Source organism: Faecalibacterium sp. BCRC 81149, from assembly GCF_022750605.1.
In the GTDB taxonomy this organism is placed as follows: Bacteria; Bacillota; Clostridia; order Oscillospirales; family Ruminococcaceae; genus Faecalibacterium; species Faecalibacterium duncaniae.
Genome location: NZ_QXJA01000002.1, coordinates 24730 through 40175 on the forward strand (window position 1 = coordinate 24730; position 15446 = coordinate 40175).

The window sequence follows — 15446 nt, forward strand, 5'->3', positions numbered from 1 at the left end:
GCAAAACGCTTTTGCTTGACAAATGAAAGAAATTCTACTATACTGATTCTTACCGGTGCGCCATCGCCAAGCGGTAAGGCAGGGGACTTTGACTCCCCCATCGTAGGTTCGACTCCTGCTGGCGCAACTGAAAAAGAACCCGCAGGGGGCCTGGGCGACAGGTTCCGTGCGGGTTTTATTTTTTGTGAAAAGAGGGTGTTTGTGTGAACGAAGAGAATTCTCTGCTGACCGGGGCAGTGCGGCCCGCGCTGCTGCGGTACGCGCTGCCCATTATCCTGAGCATGGTGGCAACACAGTTTTACGCCGTGGCCGATACCATGATCATCGGCCTGCGGCTGGATGCTGATGCGCTGGCGGCAGTGTCCAACGCTTCCACGGTGCTGATGATCTTTCTGTTCGTCTCCGGCGGCATGGAGCTGGGCGGCGGCCTGCTGGTGGCGGCGGGCAAGCCCACTGCCACAAAGCATGAGATGACAGAGCTGCTGTACAACCTGCTGTTCGTGGATGAGGTCATCGCCCTGTTGACCACGGCAGTGGGCTTTGTGACCCTGCCGGCCCTGCTGCGGCTGATCAACACGCCTGCGGAGATCCTGGATACCGCTGTGCTTTATGGGCGCATCTATCTGCTGGGGCTGCCATTTCTGATGCCCTACGATCTGAGCAAGGAGTGTGTCATGGGCTGCGGCGATTCCAAAACGCCGCTCAAGGTCATTGTGGCTACCAGTGCGATGAACATTGTGCTTGACCTTGTTCTGGTGGGGCCCTTCGGGGTGGCCGGTGCAGCGGCTGCCACAGCGGCGGCGCAGGTGGCGGGCGCGGTCTACATGGTGGCATTTCTGCGCCGCACCCAGATGGATGCGGCCTTCTCGCTCCGGATGCTCAAGGCGCGCTATGCCAGGGATATTTTCCGGCTGTCAGCCCCCAACAGTATTCAGCAGGCCAGCGGCACCATCATCACCACGGTCAAGCAGGGGCTGCTGGGCGGTCTGGGTGTGGAAGCCATTGCGGGTTTCTCCTGCGCAGGCAAGCTGTCCAGCCTATTGATGATGCCGGTGTTCGGCTTTGTGCAGTCCACAGTGTTCTTTATTGCGCAAAACACAGCCGCCCTCCAGCCGGGCCGTGTAAAAGAGGGCCTGCGGGAAGGGCGGCGGATCTTGTTGGTGTATTCGCTTGGGGTGATGGCGGTCTGCATCGGTCTGCGGGGGCCGCTGCTCCGGCTCTTTACCACCGACCCGGCAGCAGCCAGCTATGGCTGCACCATGCTGGCCTTTGAATCGGTGACCTGTCTGTTTGTGGCACAGAAGCATCTGTTCGAGGCCCGTCTGCGCGGTGCCCAGAAGATGGGGCTGTATCTGGCCTCCAACCTGGGGCAGATTGCCCTGAACCTGCTGGCCTGTGTGATCCTTGTACCCCGCATTGGTTTTGCAGGCTTCTGGATGTCCAGCTGGATCAGCGCGCCCATCGGAATGCTGCTGGCAGCGGTGCTGGCGAACCTCTCAGGCACTTCGCACCAGCTCCCCTAATAGAAGAGGTGGCATCCCGCCGGGATGACGGAGAGGTTCAGCCGATCACCTCATACTGAAAATACTCGCACTTGACCTTGCTGCCCACCTCGATCTCGGGCGGCAGCAGGGCCAGCGCAACGGGGTTCAGCTCGTCGCTTTCAATGTCGGTGCGGCGCAGGTTGACATAATCGCCGTCAAAGCTGACGACCTCGTAATACCAGGGGCCCATAGGATACCTTCTTTCATTTGAGCTTTTCTTTGAGCTGTCGCTTCTTGGAGCGGCGGCTTTTTTAATGCTTCCGTTTTTTCTTTTCGTCCCAGGCAAAGTACCCGGCGTAGAGCAGGAACACGGGCAGGGCGGCAAGGGTGACAGTCCGGCTCAGGCGGATGCCGTCCGGCTGATAGACAAAGTCGATGGTGACCGTTCCGGCGGGGCAGAGGACGGCCATCAGGCCCTCGTCCACCCGCAGGATCTCGGTCTCCTGCCCATCCACATAGGCCGTGAAGCCGTCATCGTAGGGCACGGAGAAGAACATCAGGTTGGTCCTGTCCAGCGTGGCCTCAGCGTGGAAGCCTGCGCTGGTCATCTCAAAGGCGGTGCAGGCAGAGGCCCGGCGGTCGGCGCAGTCCTGAGTGTAGCGGGTGTAGGTCAGGTCGTTGAGCTCTGCCGTGGGCAGGGGCGTGAGGTACTGCCCGTAGGCCACCGCATCCTCCTCAGTGAGCACCAGTGCCCGCATGAGCAGGTTGGAGCGGGTGGGAGTTACGGTGTCCTCATACTGGGTCTCGGTGAGGTAGTAATCGTAGGTGAAGCCCATGGGAACGTAGTTCTGATTCTCGTAGAGAACATAGCCGTCCAGGGTATCGTAATACGCCCAGCCCTCATCGGCCTCAGCGTGGAACTGTTTCTGATGCGCAAGTGTGGTCAGCAGGTATCTGACGCTGAGCAGGCCGCGCAGGGCGTAGTTGGAGAGCTCGGGCTGACTGCGCACATCCCGCTTGACCCCCAGTGCCGGGTAGAAGCTGAGGATGCTGGGGGCGGCGGTGCTGCCGAAATACTGCAGGCAGCTCTTGTCCAGCCACAGGCCCAGATTGTCGTGGGTCTTGTAGGTGTCAATGCGCCAGTCGCCCTCGGGCAGATCCTCCTTCAGAGCCAGCGCGTTGATATACTGCTCCACAAGGTCACTGTCGGTGTTCCACTGGCCGAACTTGCCAATGCCGATGTGGACGATGCCGAACAGGCAGCTGAATGCCAGCACACCGGCCAGCAGGCGGCGGGCAAAGACCCTGCGCTGCTGCCAGCGCCTGCAGATGCAATGGTAGACGGCCAGACCGCCCAGACCAAAGGCAAGCACTGCACAGTACTGGCCCGGATTCTGCAGCACGCCCAGGCTCCACTCCTTGGTGGCGGCATCCTGCACGGGCACCAGTGCAAAGGCCAGCGTAGCGATCATCACAAAGGCAATGCTCCGGGCGGGGCGGGCGAGGTCGAGGCTGGGGTCCTCCCACGCGCTCACCGTCATGGCCGCAAGAATGAGCACCGGCATATAGAACCACCGGGCATAGTAGCTGGAATTGAGGGCATAGAACGCGCTGTTCAGGATGGGAACCAGCGCAAATACCATGCAGACGGCAATGATCCGCTTTTTGCTGTCGCTCTGCCGGGCACGCCAGTAGGCCACCACACCGGCCAGACTGCACAGGGGCAGATAGGCTGTCATGCTGGTCCATTTGATGATGCCCTCAGACCAGATGGAGGTCATATAGGGGGAATCCGGGGGCAGCACCCAGCTCAGCAGGATGGCCAGATACTGCTGGGGCTTGGAATAGGTCAGAAAGCCCCAGCCGGAGGAAAGGTCGATGGTGCGCGGGTTCTGCAGCACGCTGAGGACAGTGGGCCAGAGCACCACAAAGCCCAGTGCCACGCCCAGCAGGCTCTCAAAGGCCAGCTGACCGAAGAGGCGGGGCGTGAGCCGAAACTCCCCGGCGGAGAGCTTGCAGACGAAGTAGATGACAAGGAAGAGCACCTGCCCCACAAAGAAAAAGTAGTTGTTGAGCAGGTTCACCGCAACCCAGAAGGCGAACCATCCGTGGCGGCGTTCGTAGATGGTCTCATCCAGTGCCCAGAGCATCCAGGGGAAGAGGGCCAGCACATCAATGAAGTGGTTGAAGAAGATGTTGTACAGCCCCCAGCCCGAAAAGGCGTAGAGGGCCGCACCCAGCACCGCAAAGTTCGGGTCTTTGACGTAGCGGCGCAGGTACAGATACGCGCCGCCGCCCGCCACCGCGAACTTGAGCACCAGCAGCGGCACCATGAGGTAGGGAAGCCAGTTCTGCGGGAAGAGCAGGGAAAACCAAAAGAAGGGGGAGCCGTACAGGTAGAACGAATAGGCGTTCATGGTTCCGCTGCCCAGGTCAGTTGCCCAGGAAAAGGTATTCTTCACGCCTCCGTATCCGGCGGGGCAGCCTGCCCCCTTGAGAAAGCCGTTCATGTAGCGGTAAAAGCTGATCTGCTGGCTGTTGAAATCGCCTGCATAGTGGAAAAAGCCGCCGTCCAGCAGATAGAACGGCAGGAAGATGAGGGCGGCTGTCAGGGCACAGAGCCCCACGGTGAGCCAGAACTTGTCCTGCTTCTGCCCCAGCATCCGGGGCGAAGAATGAAATGCAGTCATGCGTCAGTCCTCTTTTCAGTATCGGAAATTTTCCGCTTACGGGAACGGTACCTCGCGGGTGTCATCGGGGTCCTGCGCGGCCCTGCGCTGCTGCTCGAACACCGCGTCGATGAGGGTGTCGAGGTCAGAAAGGCGGCTCAGCTCACAGCAGTAGCGCCGCAGGCTGGCGGCCCCCTTCAGGCCCTTCATGTAGTGCATGGTCTGGGCCCGGGCCTGGGGCATGGCAACGAACTCGCCTTTCTGCTCCACCATCTCCTCCACCTGCCGGCGCAGGGCGTTCATCCGGGCCTGCAGGTTCGGCTCCTTGGGGGCGGGCAGGCCCTCCAGCGCGGCGTTCACCCGCTCAAAGAGCCAGGGGTCGCCCAGAGCGGCCCGGGCGATCATCACGCCGTCGCAGCCGGTCTCCTCCACCATCCGCACAGCATCCTCGGCGGTGCGGATATCGCCGTTGCCCAGCACGGGAACGTGGACGGCATCCTTCACCGCCGCAATGATGGACGGGTCGATGCCCGGGGTGTACATCTGTTCCCGGGTGCGGGCGTGGACGGCGATGAGCACCGCGCCCGCCTGCTCACAGGCTTTGGCGCATTCCACGGCCGTGACGTGCTCCGCGTCCCAGCCCTTGCGCATCTTCACGGTGACGGGGCGGGAGGTGTTTCTGACCACTTCCTCCACAATACGGCCGCAGCGGTCGGGGTCAAGCATCAGCTTGCTGCCCGCCCCGCCCGAGACGATCTTGGGGGCCGGACAGCCCATGTTGATGTCCAGAAAATCGAACGCGTACTGTTCCACGGCGGCAGCGGCCTGGCCCATGATCTCGGGCACTTCGCCAAAGATCTGCACGCCGTAGGGGGCACCGTTGGGTTCGGCCTTGAGCAGGCTGACGGTTTTGTGGTCGCCGTATACCAGCGCCCGGCTGGACACCATCTCACTGACGGTAAAACCGGCTCCGTGCTGGGCCATCAGCCGCCGGGCCGGGGCATCGGTAAAGCCCGCCATGGGGCCGAACACTGCCCGGTGGGGCAGGGAGATCTCCCTGATCTTCAAAGGGGTGTTGAAAGGTTCCATGATACTCCTTAGCGCTATCTGATTTAGTTGATAACATGATAAAATTTGGATTATAAGTATACCATATTTCCGGCGGCAGAACAAGAAGCGGAACATCTTTCTTGTCAGCACGGGATTTTTCCGGTATACTGGGGGACAAAAGGAGGAGCGGCTGGAACACGGCAGCCAGCTGCACAAAAGAGATGGAATACAGAGCATGGAAAAAGCAGAACGGCGCAGGGGAGAGCATCCGCACCTCCCTGCTGGGCTACGGCTGTATGCGGTTCCCCACCACACCGGAGGGAGCCATTGACGAGCCCCGGGCCGAAGCGCTGCTGAACGCCGCGCGGGATGCAGGCGTGAACTATTTTGACACCGCCTACCCCTACCACGGCGGCCAGAGCGAGCCCTTTGTGGGCAGGGTCATTGCAAAGTGGCCCCGGGAGAGCTTTTATCTGGCCACCAAGATGCCGCTGTGGCAGTGCGGGAGCCTGGAGGAGGCCCAGCATATCTTTGAAGAGCAGCTCCGGCGGCTGGGCGTGGAATACATCGACTTCTACCTGCTGCACTCCCTGCACGCCGCCCGGTACGACCGGGCCAGGGAAATGGGCATCGTGGACTGGCTGTGGGAGCAGAAAAAGCTGGGCCGCATCCGCAGCTTCGGTTTCTCCTGCCACGACAATGCGGCGGGCCTTGAGCACATCCTGCGGGATCAGCCCTGGGATTTCTGCCAGCTGCAGTATAACTATCTGGACACCGATGACCGTGCCGAGGAGATCTCGGGTGACCGCGGCTATCAGCTGACCGAGGAGCTGAACATCCCACTCATCATCATGGAGCCCATCAAGGGCGGCACACTGGCCAACCTGCCTCCGGAAGCCGAAGCACCCCTCAAGGCCCTGCGGCCCGAGGCCTCGGATGCCTCCTGGGCCCTGCGCTGGGTGGGCAGCCATCGGAACGTCCATGTCATCCTCTCGGGCATGAGCGCCGAGGATCAGCTCACGGATAACCTGGCCACCTTTGCCTGCTTTGAGCCGCTGACCGCTGCAGAGACCGCCGCAGTGGAGCAGACCGCCGCCTTCCTGCACAGCCGCATCAAGATCGGCTGCACCGGCTGCCGGTACTGTATGCCCTGCCCCATGGGGGTGGACATCCCGGACAACTTCAGTATCTGGAACAAGCTGGGGATGTTCGGCCAGCCCGAGGCCATCAAGCACCAGTGGGAAGCCCGCTTCCCCGATGCCGAAAAGGCCAGCCACTGCGTCCGCTGCGGCAAGTGCGAGGCGGCCTGCCCCCAGCATCTGCCCATCCGCAATGCGCTGGCCCAGCTGCAGCAGGAGCTGGATCAGCTGTAGTCTGTATCAGAAAAGCCACCGGCAAAAACCGGTGGCTTTTTTCTCTTATTCGCTCCACTCCATCCCGATCTTATCCAGCATTGCGCGGCGCTCAGGGGTGAGCTTGGGGTCGTGGGCGGTATCCCACTCCCGCATCCGGCGGAGCCAGTCGCCCAGGCAGAAGCCGGTTTCGTCGGATTTGTAGTTGGCGGCGGCGTGGAGGTTGCCGTGGGCCTTGTAGTAGGCTTTGGCCTGCTGATAGGCGGTTCCCCACTTGGCATCCCGGGCATCCCACACCATGCCGATGCTGTTCAGCTTTTTGATATGGGCGGGCGTGACCTGATAGGAATCCGGACGGTTCTTGCGGGCTGCACGCAGGTTGGAGATCCACACGCCCAGCCGGACACCGTCGCTGTCCACATAGCTGGCGGGGACCAGCAGATGTTTGTACTTGCGGGCGTAACGGGCGGCACTGCGGAAGTTCCGCTCCCAGTTGGCCTCACGCACGGTGCCGTGGTCAGCAGCGGGATCACTGGGGCGGCGCTCGCCCTTGAACAGGGTGCGCAGCAGCTTGCGGCGCTCACTGCTCAGGGCGCTGCTGCCGGAGTTCAGGGCTTGCCGCTGGCGGTTGACCCAGCTGCCCAGCCAAACGCCGTCGGCGGTCTTGTAGACAGAGGGGATCTCCAGATCGCCGTGCTCTGTCTTGTAGGCCAGAGCCAGATCATAGCGCTCCTGCCAGGGGTCGTACTTTTCCCACACCATGCCCAGCTTGTCCAGCAGGGCCTTGCGCTCAGGGGTGACCCGGGCGCTGGAGCGGTCCGGGTTCAGGTAGGCATAGCGCTGGCGTGCCACCCACTTGCCCAGCAGTACTCCGTCCGGCGTGACATACTCCGAGGGGACGTTCAGGCTGCCGTGCTCATGGTAGTAGGCGGCGGCAACATCGTACAGGGACATCCACTTGCGGTCGTTGCGGTTGGTCCAGTCCATGCCCAGAGCGTCCAGCCGCTCCAACTGTTCCTGAGGCAGCTCGCCTGCCTTGTGAGCGGCGCGCTGGGCCCCCAGCCAGACCCCCAGACCGAAGCCGGAGGGCGTTTCGTACTTGATGGGCACTTCCAGATCGCCGTGTTCCAGATAATACTGGGTGGCGGCGGCATAGTTCTGCTCCCACAGGTCGTTGGAGGTGCTCCACACCATGCCGATGGCTTCCAGCCGCTCGATGCGGTTCTGGGTCAGGTTGCCGCCCAGATAGCGCTGGCGGTTGTAGACGATCCATTCGCCCAGTGCAAAATCATTTTTATCGCGGTAGCGCACCGGCACCAGCAGATCGCCGTGCTCGGTGCGGTATTTCTGCGCGGAGGCAAAGCCCTTTTCCCAGGCAGCCTCCAGCCGGTGGTTCCAGCGGATGCCCAGTTTTTCCAGCTTGGCGGCCTGCTCCGCTGTCAGGCGGCCCGGGCGCTGCCCGGCCTGTACCTGCCGCTGGAGCTCGAGCCACTTGCCCACGGGCACGCCGCTGTGGATGGTATAGCTCCGGGGCAGCTCCAGGGTGCCCTCTTTGACGGCGGCATCGGCGGCGGCCTGGCACAGCACCTCCCAGCGGGCCTCCATCTCCCGGCGCAGCTTGCCGTACAGGCGGTAGGTCTGCTGCATGGGGCGCTCCTGCCGGAAGCCCGGCGTTTTGCTGCCGGCCCTGGTCATGGCCTCGGTGCAGTCCCGCTGCAGGGTGCGGCCGTTGCCCAGCCCCTCAAACTGCGCCACAAGGTCAAACACCGGCACGCTGCGGCTGCCTGCAGCCACCAGCGCGCGGCAGAGCATCTGCTTGAAGGTGGACATCAGGCTGGATTGGCGCACCAGAATGACCCCGGCCAGCCCCTCCAGCGGCTGCTGGACTCCCGGCGCGTTGACGCAGAGCAGGACCTTGGGGCCGGGGGCCGTATCGGAGAGGAAAGTCTCCACGGCGGCAGAATCCGCAAAGCAGGCGTGATCTGCAGCGTAAAAGCGGACGGCAGGGTCCACAGTGCGCAGCAGCTGTTCCAGCTCCGTGCCCAGCTTTTCCTGATAGGCGGCGGATTCAAACAGGACCAGATAATGGCCGCTGGTATCGCTGAGCAGGCGGGGCAGCAGAACGGTCAGGTTCTCCACCTGACGCAGAGACCAGCTCAGTTCTTCATATTGAACGCGCAGGGAGGTGTCGCCCTTGGGCATACACAGGTTTTTGATCCGGGCGCGCAGGGTGGCCAGCTCCTCCTCCTGAGGCCAGAGCAGGGCCGCATAGGCTGAGGGCACCGGCATGGTCCCGGCGGCCATGGCCTCGGCCACAGTCATGTGGGAGACGATGCAGTCGGCAAACAGCTCCTGCGCGGCGGCGCAGACGGGGGCACCGTTGGGAACACCCAGCCCCAGCACCTTTGCCTGGGGGCACATCCGCAGCAGCTTCTGCACCGACTGTGCCCAACACACGGCGCTCAACTCATGGTAGCAGTCCAGCACGATGCAGCCGGGTTTCTGCTCCCCCAGCCGCACCCACTGCTCCGGGGTGGCGGCGGCCAGCTTTTCGCAATCACAGAAGCGGACATTGCCGGGCAGGGTGCCGCCGTTGTAGCGTGTCAGCTCTGCCTGCCGCAGGGCCAGACGCTGTGCACCGGCCACCAGCCAGAAAAAGGTGGTCTGGGGGTGAGCCTCCACCACCTTCCAGGCAATACAGCTTTTGCCGGTGCCGGTGGGATGGAACACGGCGGCCCGGTTCAGGGTCTCCAGAGACTGTACAGCTTTCTGAAAAGCGGCTTCGTTGACGGGATTCAGGGTCATCGACATGGTGGTAGTGTCCTCTCCGAGTTGCATGTTTGACATCGTTGGATACAACGAAAATATTTCATAGGATTAGTTTATCGCAAAAAACATTTTTCTGTCAAGCCCTTTGAAGAGAATTTAGGGCAAAACTTGGGAAAAGGATAAAAATAGTGTGGAATCTGTGGCAGAAACTGCGAACTTTGTGCGCAGCAACGGGGATACTGAAAGTGGAAATGCGCCCCGGAGCGGAGAGAAAGTATGACCTATGGCAGGAAGAAGGCTTCTTTTGCCCCGGCAGAGCTGCCCGGGCCGCACCGGGGAGATTTGGGCAGGAGGGGCGCTGCGGGGCATCCAAGAAGCATTTCATCTTTGCGGCCGAAAAAATGAAAAATTCCCTCTTGACTTTATGAAAATAAAGCGTATAATGCAATCAACAAACCGATGAGGCGGAAGAGAACCTGCAAGCGTACTTACAGTGAGCCCGAATGGTGAAAACGGGCAGAGAGCGGGGCAGAGTTCGTGGGCCGCCGAGGGCCGGGCGAACAGGGCAGTGCCTTTAGTAGCTTGGGACGGAAGCCTCCGTTACAGGGCAGGGGAGTGTTGGCTCTCCGTTGAGGGGCTCCTGCAGTTTTCCATGGTGGGAAGACGAGCGGAGCAAGCAAGGTGGCACCGCAGATTCGAATTTCTCGACTCTGTCCTTGTGGTTAAACACACAGGGACGGGGCCGTTTTTATTTTACCCGTTCCGCAGGTGGAGCGGGTTTTATTTTTTGGGCCGCCCGCTCCGGGAAAGGAGCAACCGCTATGAAAACCATGAACATGATCTCCCGCCGCAGCTTCCTGAAGGCTACCGCCGCAGCCGCTGTCGTATCCGCACTGGGCCTGACCGGCTGCGGCTCCTCCGGCTCTTCTGCCGCAGCATCCGGCACCGCCTCCGGCGCTGCCGGTTCCGCTGCTGCCGCTTCTGAGGCAGGCCAGACCTTTAAGGTGGGCATCGTCAACTATGTGGATCATGCTTCCCTGAACCAGATCGTGGCCTCTGTTGAGAGCCGCCTAGATAAGGTGGGCGCGGAGAATGGCGTGACCTTCGACTATGCCGATTACTACGCCAACGCCCAGGCTGACCAGTCCAACCTGAACCAGATCGGTGCAGACCTGGTGGCCGACCAGGTAGATGTCATTGTGGCCGTGGCCACTCCCACCGCCGCCACCATGCTGGCCGCTGTGGAAGATACCGACATCCCTGTGGTCTACTCTGCCGTCACCGACCCTGTTTCCGCCGGGTTTGACGGGGAAGAGGGTATCACCGGCACCTCCGATGCCCTGAACACCGAGGCCATTATGAACCTCATCACTGCCATCAACCCCGACATCGACACCATCGGCCTGCTGTACGACCTGAGCCAGGATGCCTCCACCCAGGCCATCGCCGATGCCAAGGCGTTCTGCGACAGCAAGGGCATCAAGTACATTGAAAAGAACGGTACCACCACGGCTGAGGTGCAGATGGCTGCCGAGGCCCTTGTGGCCGCCGGTGTCAAGGCCGTGTTCACCCCCACCGACAACACCGTGATGACCGCTGAGCTGTCCATCTATGAGACCTTCCTGGAGGCAGGGGTCCAGCACTTCACCGGTGCGGACAGCTTTGCTTTGAACGGTGCCTTTGTGGGCTACGGCGTGGATTACGTCCAGCTGGGCGAGGCCACCGCCGATATGGTGGTGGAGCTGCTCTGCGGCGGCAAGACCCCCGCAGACCTGCCCTACCAGACCTTCGACAACGGCATCGTCACCATCAACACCGAGAGCTGTGAGGCACTGGGCCTTGACCTCGACACCGTCAAGGAGGCCTTCAAGCCCTATTGCACCGAAATTGTGGTAGTGACCACGCAGGAGAATTTCTAAAAAGGAGTACATCAACCATGCTGGCGAGTATCTTTTCGCTCAACGTGATCCAGACGGCGCTGGAGCTGGGCTGCATTTACGGTCTGGTGGCGCTGGCGCTGTTTCTGAGCTATTCGATCCTGAACATTGCCGACCTGTCCACCGATGGCTGCTTCACCCTTGGCTGTGCCGTGGCCTGCCAGGTGGCGCTGACAGGCCACCCCATCCTGGCCCTGTTCGCGGCCATGGCGGCGGGTGTGTGTTCGGGCTTTGTCACCGCCTTTTTGCAGACACGTCTGGGCGTTGAGAGCATCATGGCAGGCATCATCGTGAACACCGGCCTGTACACCATCAATCTGGCGGTCATGGGCTTTTCGTCCACGATGTCCCTGGTCAAGACCGATACGGTATTCTCGCTGGCAAAATCCGCGCTGGCCTTTACGGGCGGCTGGTATAAGCTGGTCATCGCGGCGGCGGTCATTGTACTCGCCTGTGCCGCCATGGTGGGTTTCCTGGGCACCCGGCTGGGCCTTTCCATCCGCGCCACCGGCGACAACGCGGCCATGGTGCGGGCCTCCAGCATCAACCCGGCCTTCACCATCACAGTGGGCCTGTGCATTTCGGGCGCGCTGACCGCCCTTTCCGGCGGCCTGCTGGCCCAGTATCAGAAGAGCAGCGACATCAACGTGGGCACCGGCATGGTGACCATCGCGCTGGCTTCCCTTATCATCGGCGAAACTCTGGTGGGCAAGCGCACCATGGTGCGCCGGGTGCTGGGCGTGGTGTTCGGCAGCTGCCTGTACCGCTTTATCGTGGCCGTGGCCCTGCGCTTCAATGTGCCCGCCGCCGCCATGAAGCTGGTGAGTGCCCTCATCGTGGCTGTGGCCATCTCGATGCCCGCCATCCGGGCAAAGTTTGCCTTTGAGCAGCGCAAGCACAATGCCCGGAAGGAGGTGCACTGAGATGGAAATGCTGGAGCTGAACAACCTGCACAAGACCTTTAACCCCGGCACCGTCAACGAAAAGGTGGCCCTGAACGGTGTGAGCCTGCACATGGAGGCGGGCGACTTTGCCACCATCGTGGGCTCCAACGGCGCGGGCAAATCCACCATGTTCAATGCCATCACCGGCGGTTTCATTGCCGACGAAGGCAGCATCGTGCTGGGCGGGCAGGACATTACCTTTGCGCCCGAGTATGAGCGCAGCAAGGTCATCGGCCACCTGTTCCAGGACCCCCTCAAGGGCACGGCCCCCAATATGACCATTGAGGAAAACCTTGCGCTGGCCTATCTCCGGGCAGGAACTGCCCCCCACGCGATCTTCTCCCGCATCTCCCGCAAGGATAAGGAGCTGTTCCGGGAAAAACTTGCCCTGCTGAATATGGGCCTTGAGGACCGGATGAAGCAGCCGGTGGGTCTGCTCTCGGGCGGCCAGCGGCAGGCGCTGACCCTGCTCATGGCCACCCTCGTTACCCCCAAGCTCCTGTTGCTGGACGAGCACACCGCAGCCCTGGACCCTGCCACGGCGGAGAAAGTGCTGGAGCTGACCAAGAGCATCGTGGCCGAGAAAAAGATCACCTGCCTGATGGTCACCCACAACATGCATCAGGCCCTCGAGCTGGGCAACCGCACCCTGATGATGGACGGCGGCCGCATCGTGTTCGATGTCAAGGGCGAGGAGCGCAGTAAGATGACCGTGGACGACCTGCTGGAGAAGTTCCGCGAAAACGCCGGTAAGGCCCTGGACAATGACCGCATCCTGCTGAGCAAGGTGGAAGCGGGCAACTGAAAAGAAACTCAAAATGCCCTGTCTGGACCCGGAACCGTGTCAGACAGGGCATTTTTGATACAACAAGGAGAAAACAAGATGAAAATTACGATCCGTACCCCGCAGATGCAGGATTATAACCGAGTTTCTGCTATTATGGATCAAGTCCAGCAGATGCACGTGGATTGGCGGCCGGATGTCTATAAACCGGCCAGCCCATTGATCACAAAGGAACTGTTTGGCGAACTCTTGAAAGGGGACAGCTGGTATATTGCCGAGACGGACGGCATCGTTGTTGGTGTTCTGGAAGTGTTTAAGCGGCATGTGGAAGGCCCGGCACAGGTAACAAAGGATGTTTTGTTCGTCAGTACTATGGCGGTGGATGAGGCGTATCGCGGGAAGGGCATCGGGCACCAGTTCTTTGATAAGGTGAAGCAGCTCAAGGCGGAAAAGGGATGCGACACCATTGAACTGCAGGTGAACGCTAAAAATAAAATGGCGTATGAGATGTACCGGAACTATGGCTTTACGGAAAAGTCCATCAATATGGAGCTGAAATAAAACGATTGTAATGATCCTTGTATATGTAGTCATAATGTGATACAATGCTTTTGACAGGAGGTGTCACTTATGATGCAGACATTTGTTCGCCCATCCCGTGATCTGCGCAACCACTACGCTGAAATTTCAGAGATGTTGAAAGACCACAATCATGTTATTATCACAAATCATGGTCGTGGGGAATCCGTCCTCATCAACATTGAGGACTACGCCAAGTATGAGGAGTTCATGCACCAGCGGTATGTTGCCGAGGAGCTTGCCAAGGCAAAACAGCAGGCGGCAGACCCCAACACGCAGTGGACAGAGCATGAAAGCGTATGGGAGACGCTCCACGAACAGTATGACGTATAAGATCAAATACCTGCCCCTTGCTGTACAGGACTTGAATGACATTGCCCGGTATTTGTCCGGCTTCTACCCCCAAACGGCCCGCCGTGTGCTGAAAGAAATGCGGGAAAAGATCACAAAGCTGGGGGATACCCCACGGATGTGTGAAGTCTATGCCCTTGACCCGACCTACCGCAAGCTGGTGGCAGACCAGTATCTGGTGTTTTACCATGTCAATGAGAACGTCAAGGTGGTGGAGATCCACCGTGTACTGCGCGGCTCATGGAATTTGCCGCAGTACCTGGAATAAAACAAAGAGCAGAGCGCTCCAGCCAGCTGGCCAGACGCTCTGCTCTTTTTAATGCAATATACTGAAAACCAGAACTTACTTCACATACTCAACGGTGTACTCGAAACCATACTCTTCCTGCAGTTTCTTGACGGCAGGCTCGCAGTCCTCGATGAAGCTGGGTGCGTAGACGGAAGCACCGTTGTGGTCCTTCTTGTAGTCCTCCACGATCTGCTGCAGCTTTGCCCAGCCCTCGTTGGCCTTGGCGTTGTCAACAGTGTCGGGGAAGTTGATGATGAATTCACGGTGCTGCGGAATACGAGCTTTCATAAGTGATATCTCCTTGATTGACTATTTGTAGTTTGTTGGTTGATTTATACAGAAGCAAAATGCTTTTGTAGATAACGGATAGGCCCTGCTCTGTCCAACCTGCCCTCTATGCACGGCTGCCGCCGGTTTCAGACGGAGAGGTTATATACCTGGCAGGCATTCTCCACCGTCTGCCGGAACACCTGCTCCGGTTCCTCACCCTTGATGCTGGCGATATACTCGCCTACATAGCGGATGAGGGAACTGTCGCAGCGGGTGCCGCGGACAGGTTCCGGGGCCATATAGGGGCAGTCGGTTTCCAGGACGATGCGTTCCAGCGGCAGGGCGGCAATGGCCTTGGCGGCCCGTTTGGCACCCTTGAAGGTGCAGGCCCCGCCAAAGCCAATGTAGAGCCCCTGCTCTGCCAGCCAGAGCGCGTCATCGGCGCTGCCGGAATAGCAGTGGACGATGCCCTTGGGCCGATATTTTTTCAGCAGGGCGTAGACATCGGCGTGGGCGCTGCGGTCGTGCACGATGATGGGCTTGTCCAGTTCCAGCGCCAGCCGGATCTCGGCCTCAAACAGCGCCAGTTGGGCATCCTTGGGCACGGGCCAGTGGTAATCCAGTCCGCACTCCCCAACAGCCACCACCTTGGGGTCCTCGTAATAGGGGGCAAGGGCACGCATCTCTGCGGCCCAGTCGCCGCCGTATACCGAGACAGTAGGGGCGGGGCCCTCCTCACCGCAATCCTCCGGGGCCAGCAGGCTCTCCGGATGGATGCCGACGGCGGCGTACACCCAGGGATATTTGTGGGCCAGCTCCAGCACCTTGGGCGCATCGCCCGAATGGGTGGCCTGCTCACACACGCCCACCACCCCTTTGCCGGGCAGGCTGTCCAGCAGGGCAAAGCGGTCCACGTCAAAGGCACGGGCGCTGTAATGGGCGTGGGTGTCAAAGATGGGGTATTCCAT

14 protein-coding genes and 1 tRNA gene are annotated in these 15446 nt (G+C 60.5%); 9 read left to right on the forward strand and 6 right to left on the reverse strand.

Annotation, left to right across the window (positions count from 1 at the left end):
• Window positions 1-56: 56 nt before the first annotated feature.
• Both D3F01_RS02990 and D3F01_RS02995 read left to right on the forward strand, forming a co-directional pair.
• Window positions 57-127 (forward strand) — tRNA-Gln (locus D3F01_RS02990).
• 76 nt (window positions 128-203) lie between these two features.
• Entirely contained in the window at window positions 204-1523 is a 1320-nt protein-coding gene (locus D3F01_RS02995; protein ID WP_242885899.1) for an MATE family efflux transporter, read from the forward strand.
• A gap of 37 nt (window positions 1524-1560) precedes the next feature.
• Here the strand turns inward: D3F01_RS02995 and D3F01_RS03000 are convergent, their stop codons facing one another.
• The 3 genes from D3F01_RS03000 to dusB all read right to left on the reverse strand — a co-directional run bounded on the left by D3F01_RS03000 (window position 1561) and on the right by dusB (window position 5242).
• A complete protein-coding gene (locus D3F01_RS03000) occupies window positions 1561-1734 on the reverse strand; it encodes a chorismate--pyruvate lyase (protein WP_097770869.1) in 174 nt (57 codons plus the stop codon).
• 61 nt (window positions 1735-1795) lie between these two features.
• Window positions 1796-4174 (reverse strand): YfhO family protein, encoded by a 2379-nt coding sequence (locus tag D3F01_RS03005; RefSeq protein WP_242885901.1) that lies wholly within the window; start codon window positions 4172-4174, stop codon window positions 1796-1798.
• A 36-nt stretch (window positions 4175-4210) separates the two neighbouring features.
• Window positions 4211-5242 (reverse strand): tRNA dihydrouridine synthase DusB, encoded by a 1032-nt coding sequence (gene dusB, locus D3F01_RS03010; protein WP_117505761.1) that lies wholly within the window; start codon window positions 5240-5242, stop codon window positions 4211-4213.
• Between the two features lie 182 nt (window positions 5243-5424).
• Here dusB and D3F01_RS03015 point away from each other — a divergent pair, with 182 nt between their 5' ends.
• Window positions 5425-6576, forward strand: a complete 1152-nt coding sequence (locus D3F01_RS03015) for an aldo/keto reductase (RefSeq protein WP_242885903.1) — start codon at window positions 5425-5427, stop codon at window positions 6574-6576.
• A 45-nt stretch (window positions 6577-6621) separates the two neighbouring features.
• Here the strand turns inward: D3F01_RS03015 and D3F01_RS03020 are convergent, their stop codons facing one another.
• Entirely contained in the window at window positions 6622-9393 is a 2772-nt protein-coding gene (locus D3F01_RS03020; protein WP_242885904.1) for a helicase associated domain-containing protein, read from the reverse strand.
• Between the two features lie 752 nt (window positions 9394-10145).
• Here D3F01_RS03020 and D3F01_RS03025 point away from each other — a divergent pair.
• The 6 genes from D3F01_RS03025 to D3F01_RS03050 all read left to right on the forward strand — a co-directional run bounded on the left by D3F01_RS03025 (window position 10146) and on the right by D3F01_RS03050 (window position 14187).
• Window positions 10146-11243, forward strand: a complete 1098-nt coding sequence (locus D3F01_RS03025) for an ABC transporter substrate-binding protein (RefSeq protein ID WP_242885905.1) — start codon at window positions 10146-10148, stop codon at window positions 11241-11243.
• Between the two features lie 17 nt (window positions 11244-11260).
• Complete coding sequence (locus D3F01_RS03030) at window positions 11261-12184, forward strand: ABC transporter permease (protein ID WP_156061928.1); 924 nt, start codon at window positions 11261-11263, stop codon at window positions 12182-12184.
• Window positions 12185-12191: 7 nt separating this feature from the next.
• Window positions 12192-13010: an ATP-binding cassette domain-containing protein gene (locus D3F01_RS03035; protein ID WP_035394259.1), complete on the forward strand. Its 819-nt coding sequence runs from the start codon at window positions 12192-12194 to the stop codon at window positions 13008-13010.
• A gap of 78 nt (window positions 13011-13088) precedes the next feature.
• A complete protein-coding gene (locus D3F01_RS03040; RefSeq protein WP_242885906.1) occupies window positions 13089-13550 on the forward strand; it encodes a GNAT family N-acetyltransferase in 462 nt (153 codons plus the stop codon).
• 69 nt (window positions 13551-13619) lie between these two features.
• Complete coding sequence (locus D3F01_RS03045; protein WP_097770882.1) at window positions 13620-13901, forward strand: type II toxin-antitoxin system prevent-host-death family antitoxin; 282 nt, start codon at window positions 13620-13622, stop codon at window positions 13899-13901.
• Window positions 13891-14187, forward strand: a complete 297-nt coding sequence (locus D3F01_RS03050; protein ID WP_097770883.1) for a type II toxin-antitoxin system RelE/ParE family toxin — start codon at window positions 13891-13893, stop codon at window positions 14185-14187. Before D3F01_RS03045 ends, D3F01_RS03050 begins: the two co-directional genes overlap by 11 nt.
• Before the next feature lie 75 nt (window positions 14188-14262).
• On the opposite strand, the gene D3F01_RS03055 is transcribed toward D3F01_RS03050, so the two are convergent.
• Together D3F01_RS03055 and D3F01_RS03060 are read right to left on the reverse strand one after the other, a co-directional pair.
• Window positions 14263-14496 (reverse strand): hypothetical protein, encoded by a 234-nt coding sequence (locus tag D3F01_RS03055; protein ID WP_005933001.1) that lies wholly within the window; start codon window positions 14494-14496, stop codon window positions 14263-14265.
• Between the two features lie 128 nt (window positions 14497-14624).
• Window positions 14625-15446 (reverse strand): TatD family hydrolase, encoded by an 822-nt coding sequence (locus D3F01_RS03060; RefSeq protein ID WP_242885907.1) that lies wholly within the window; start codon window positions 15444-15446, stop codon window positions 14625-14627.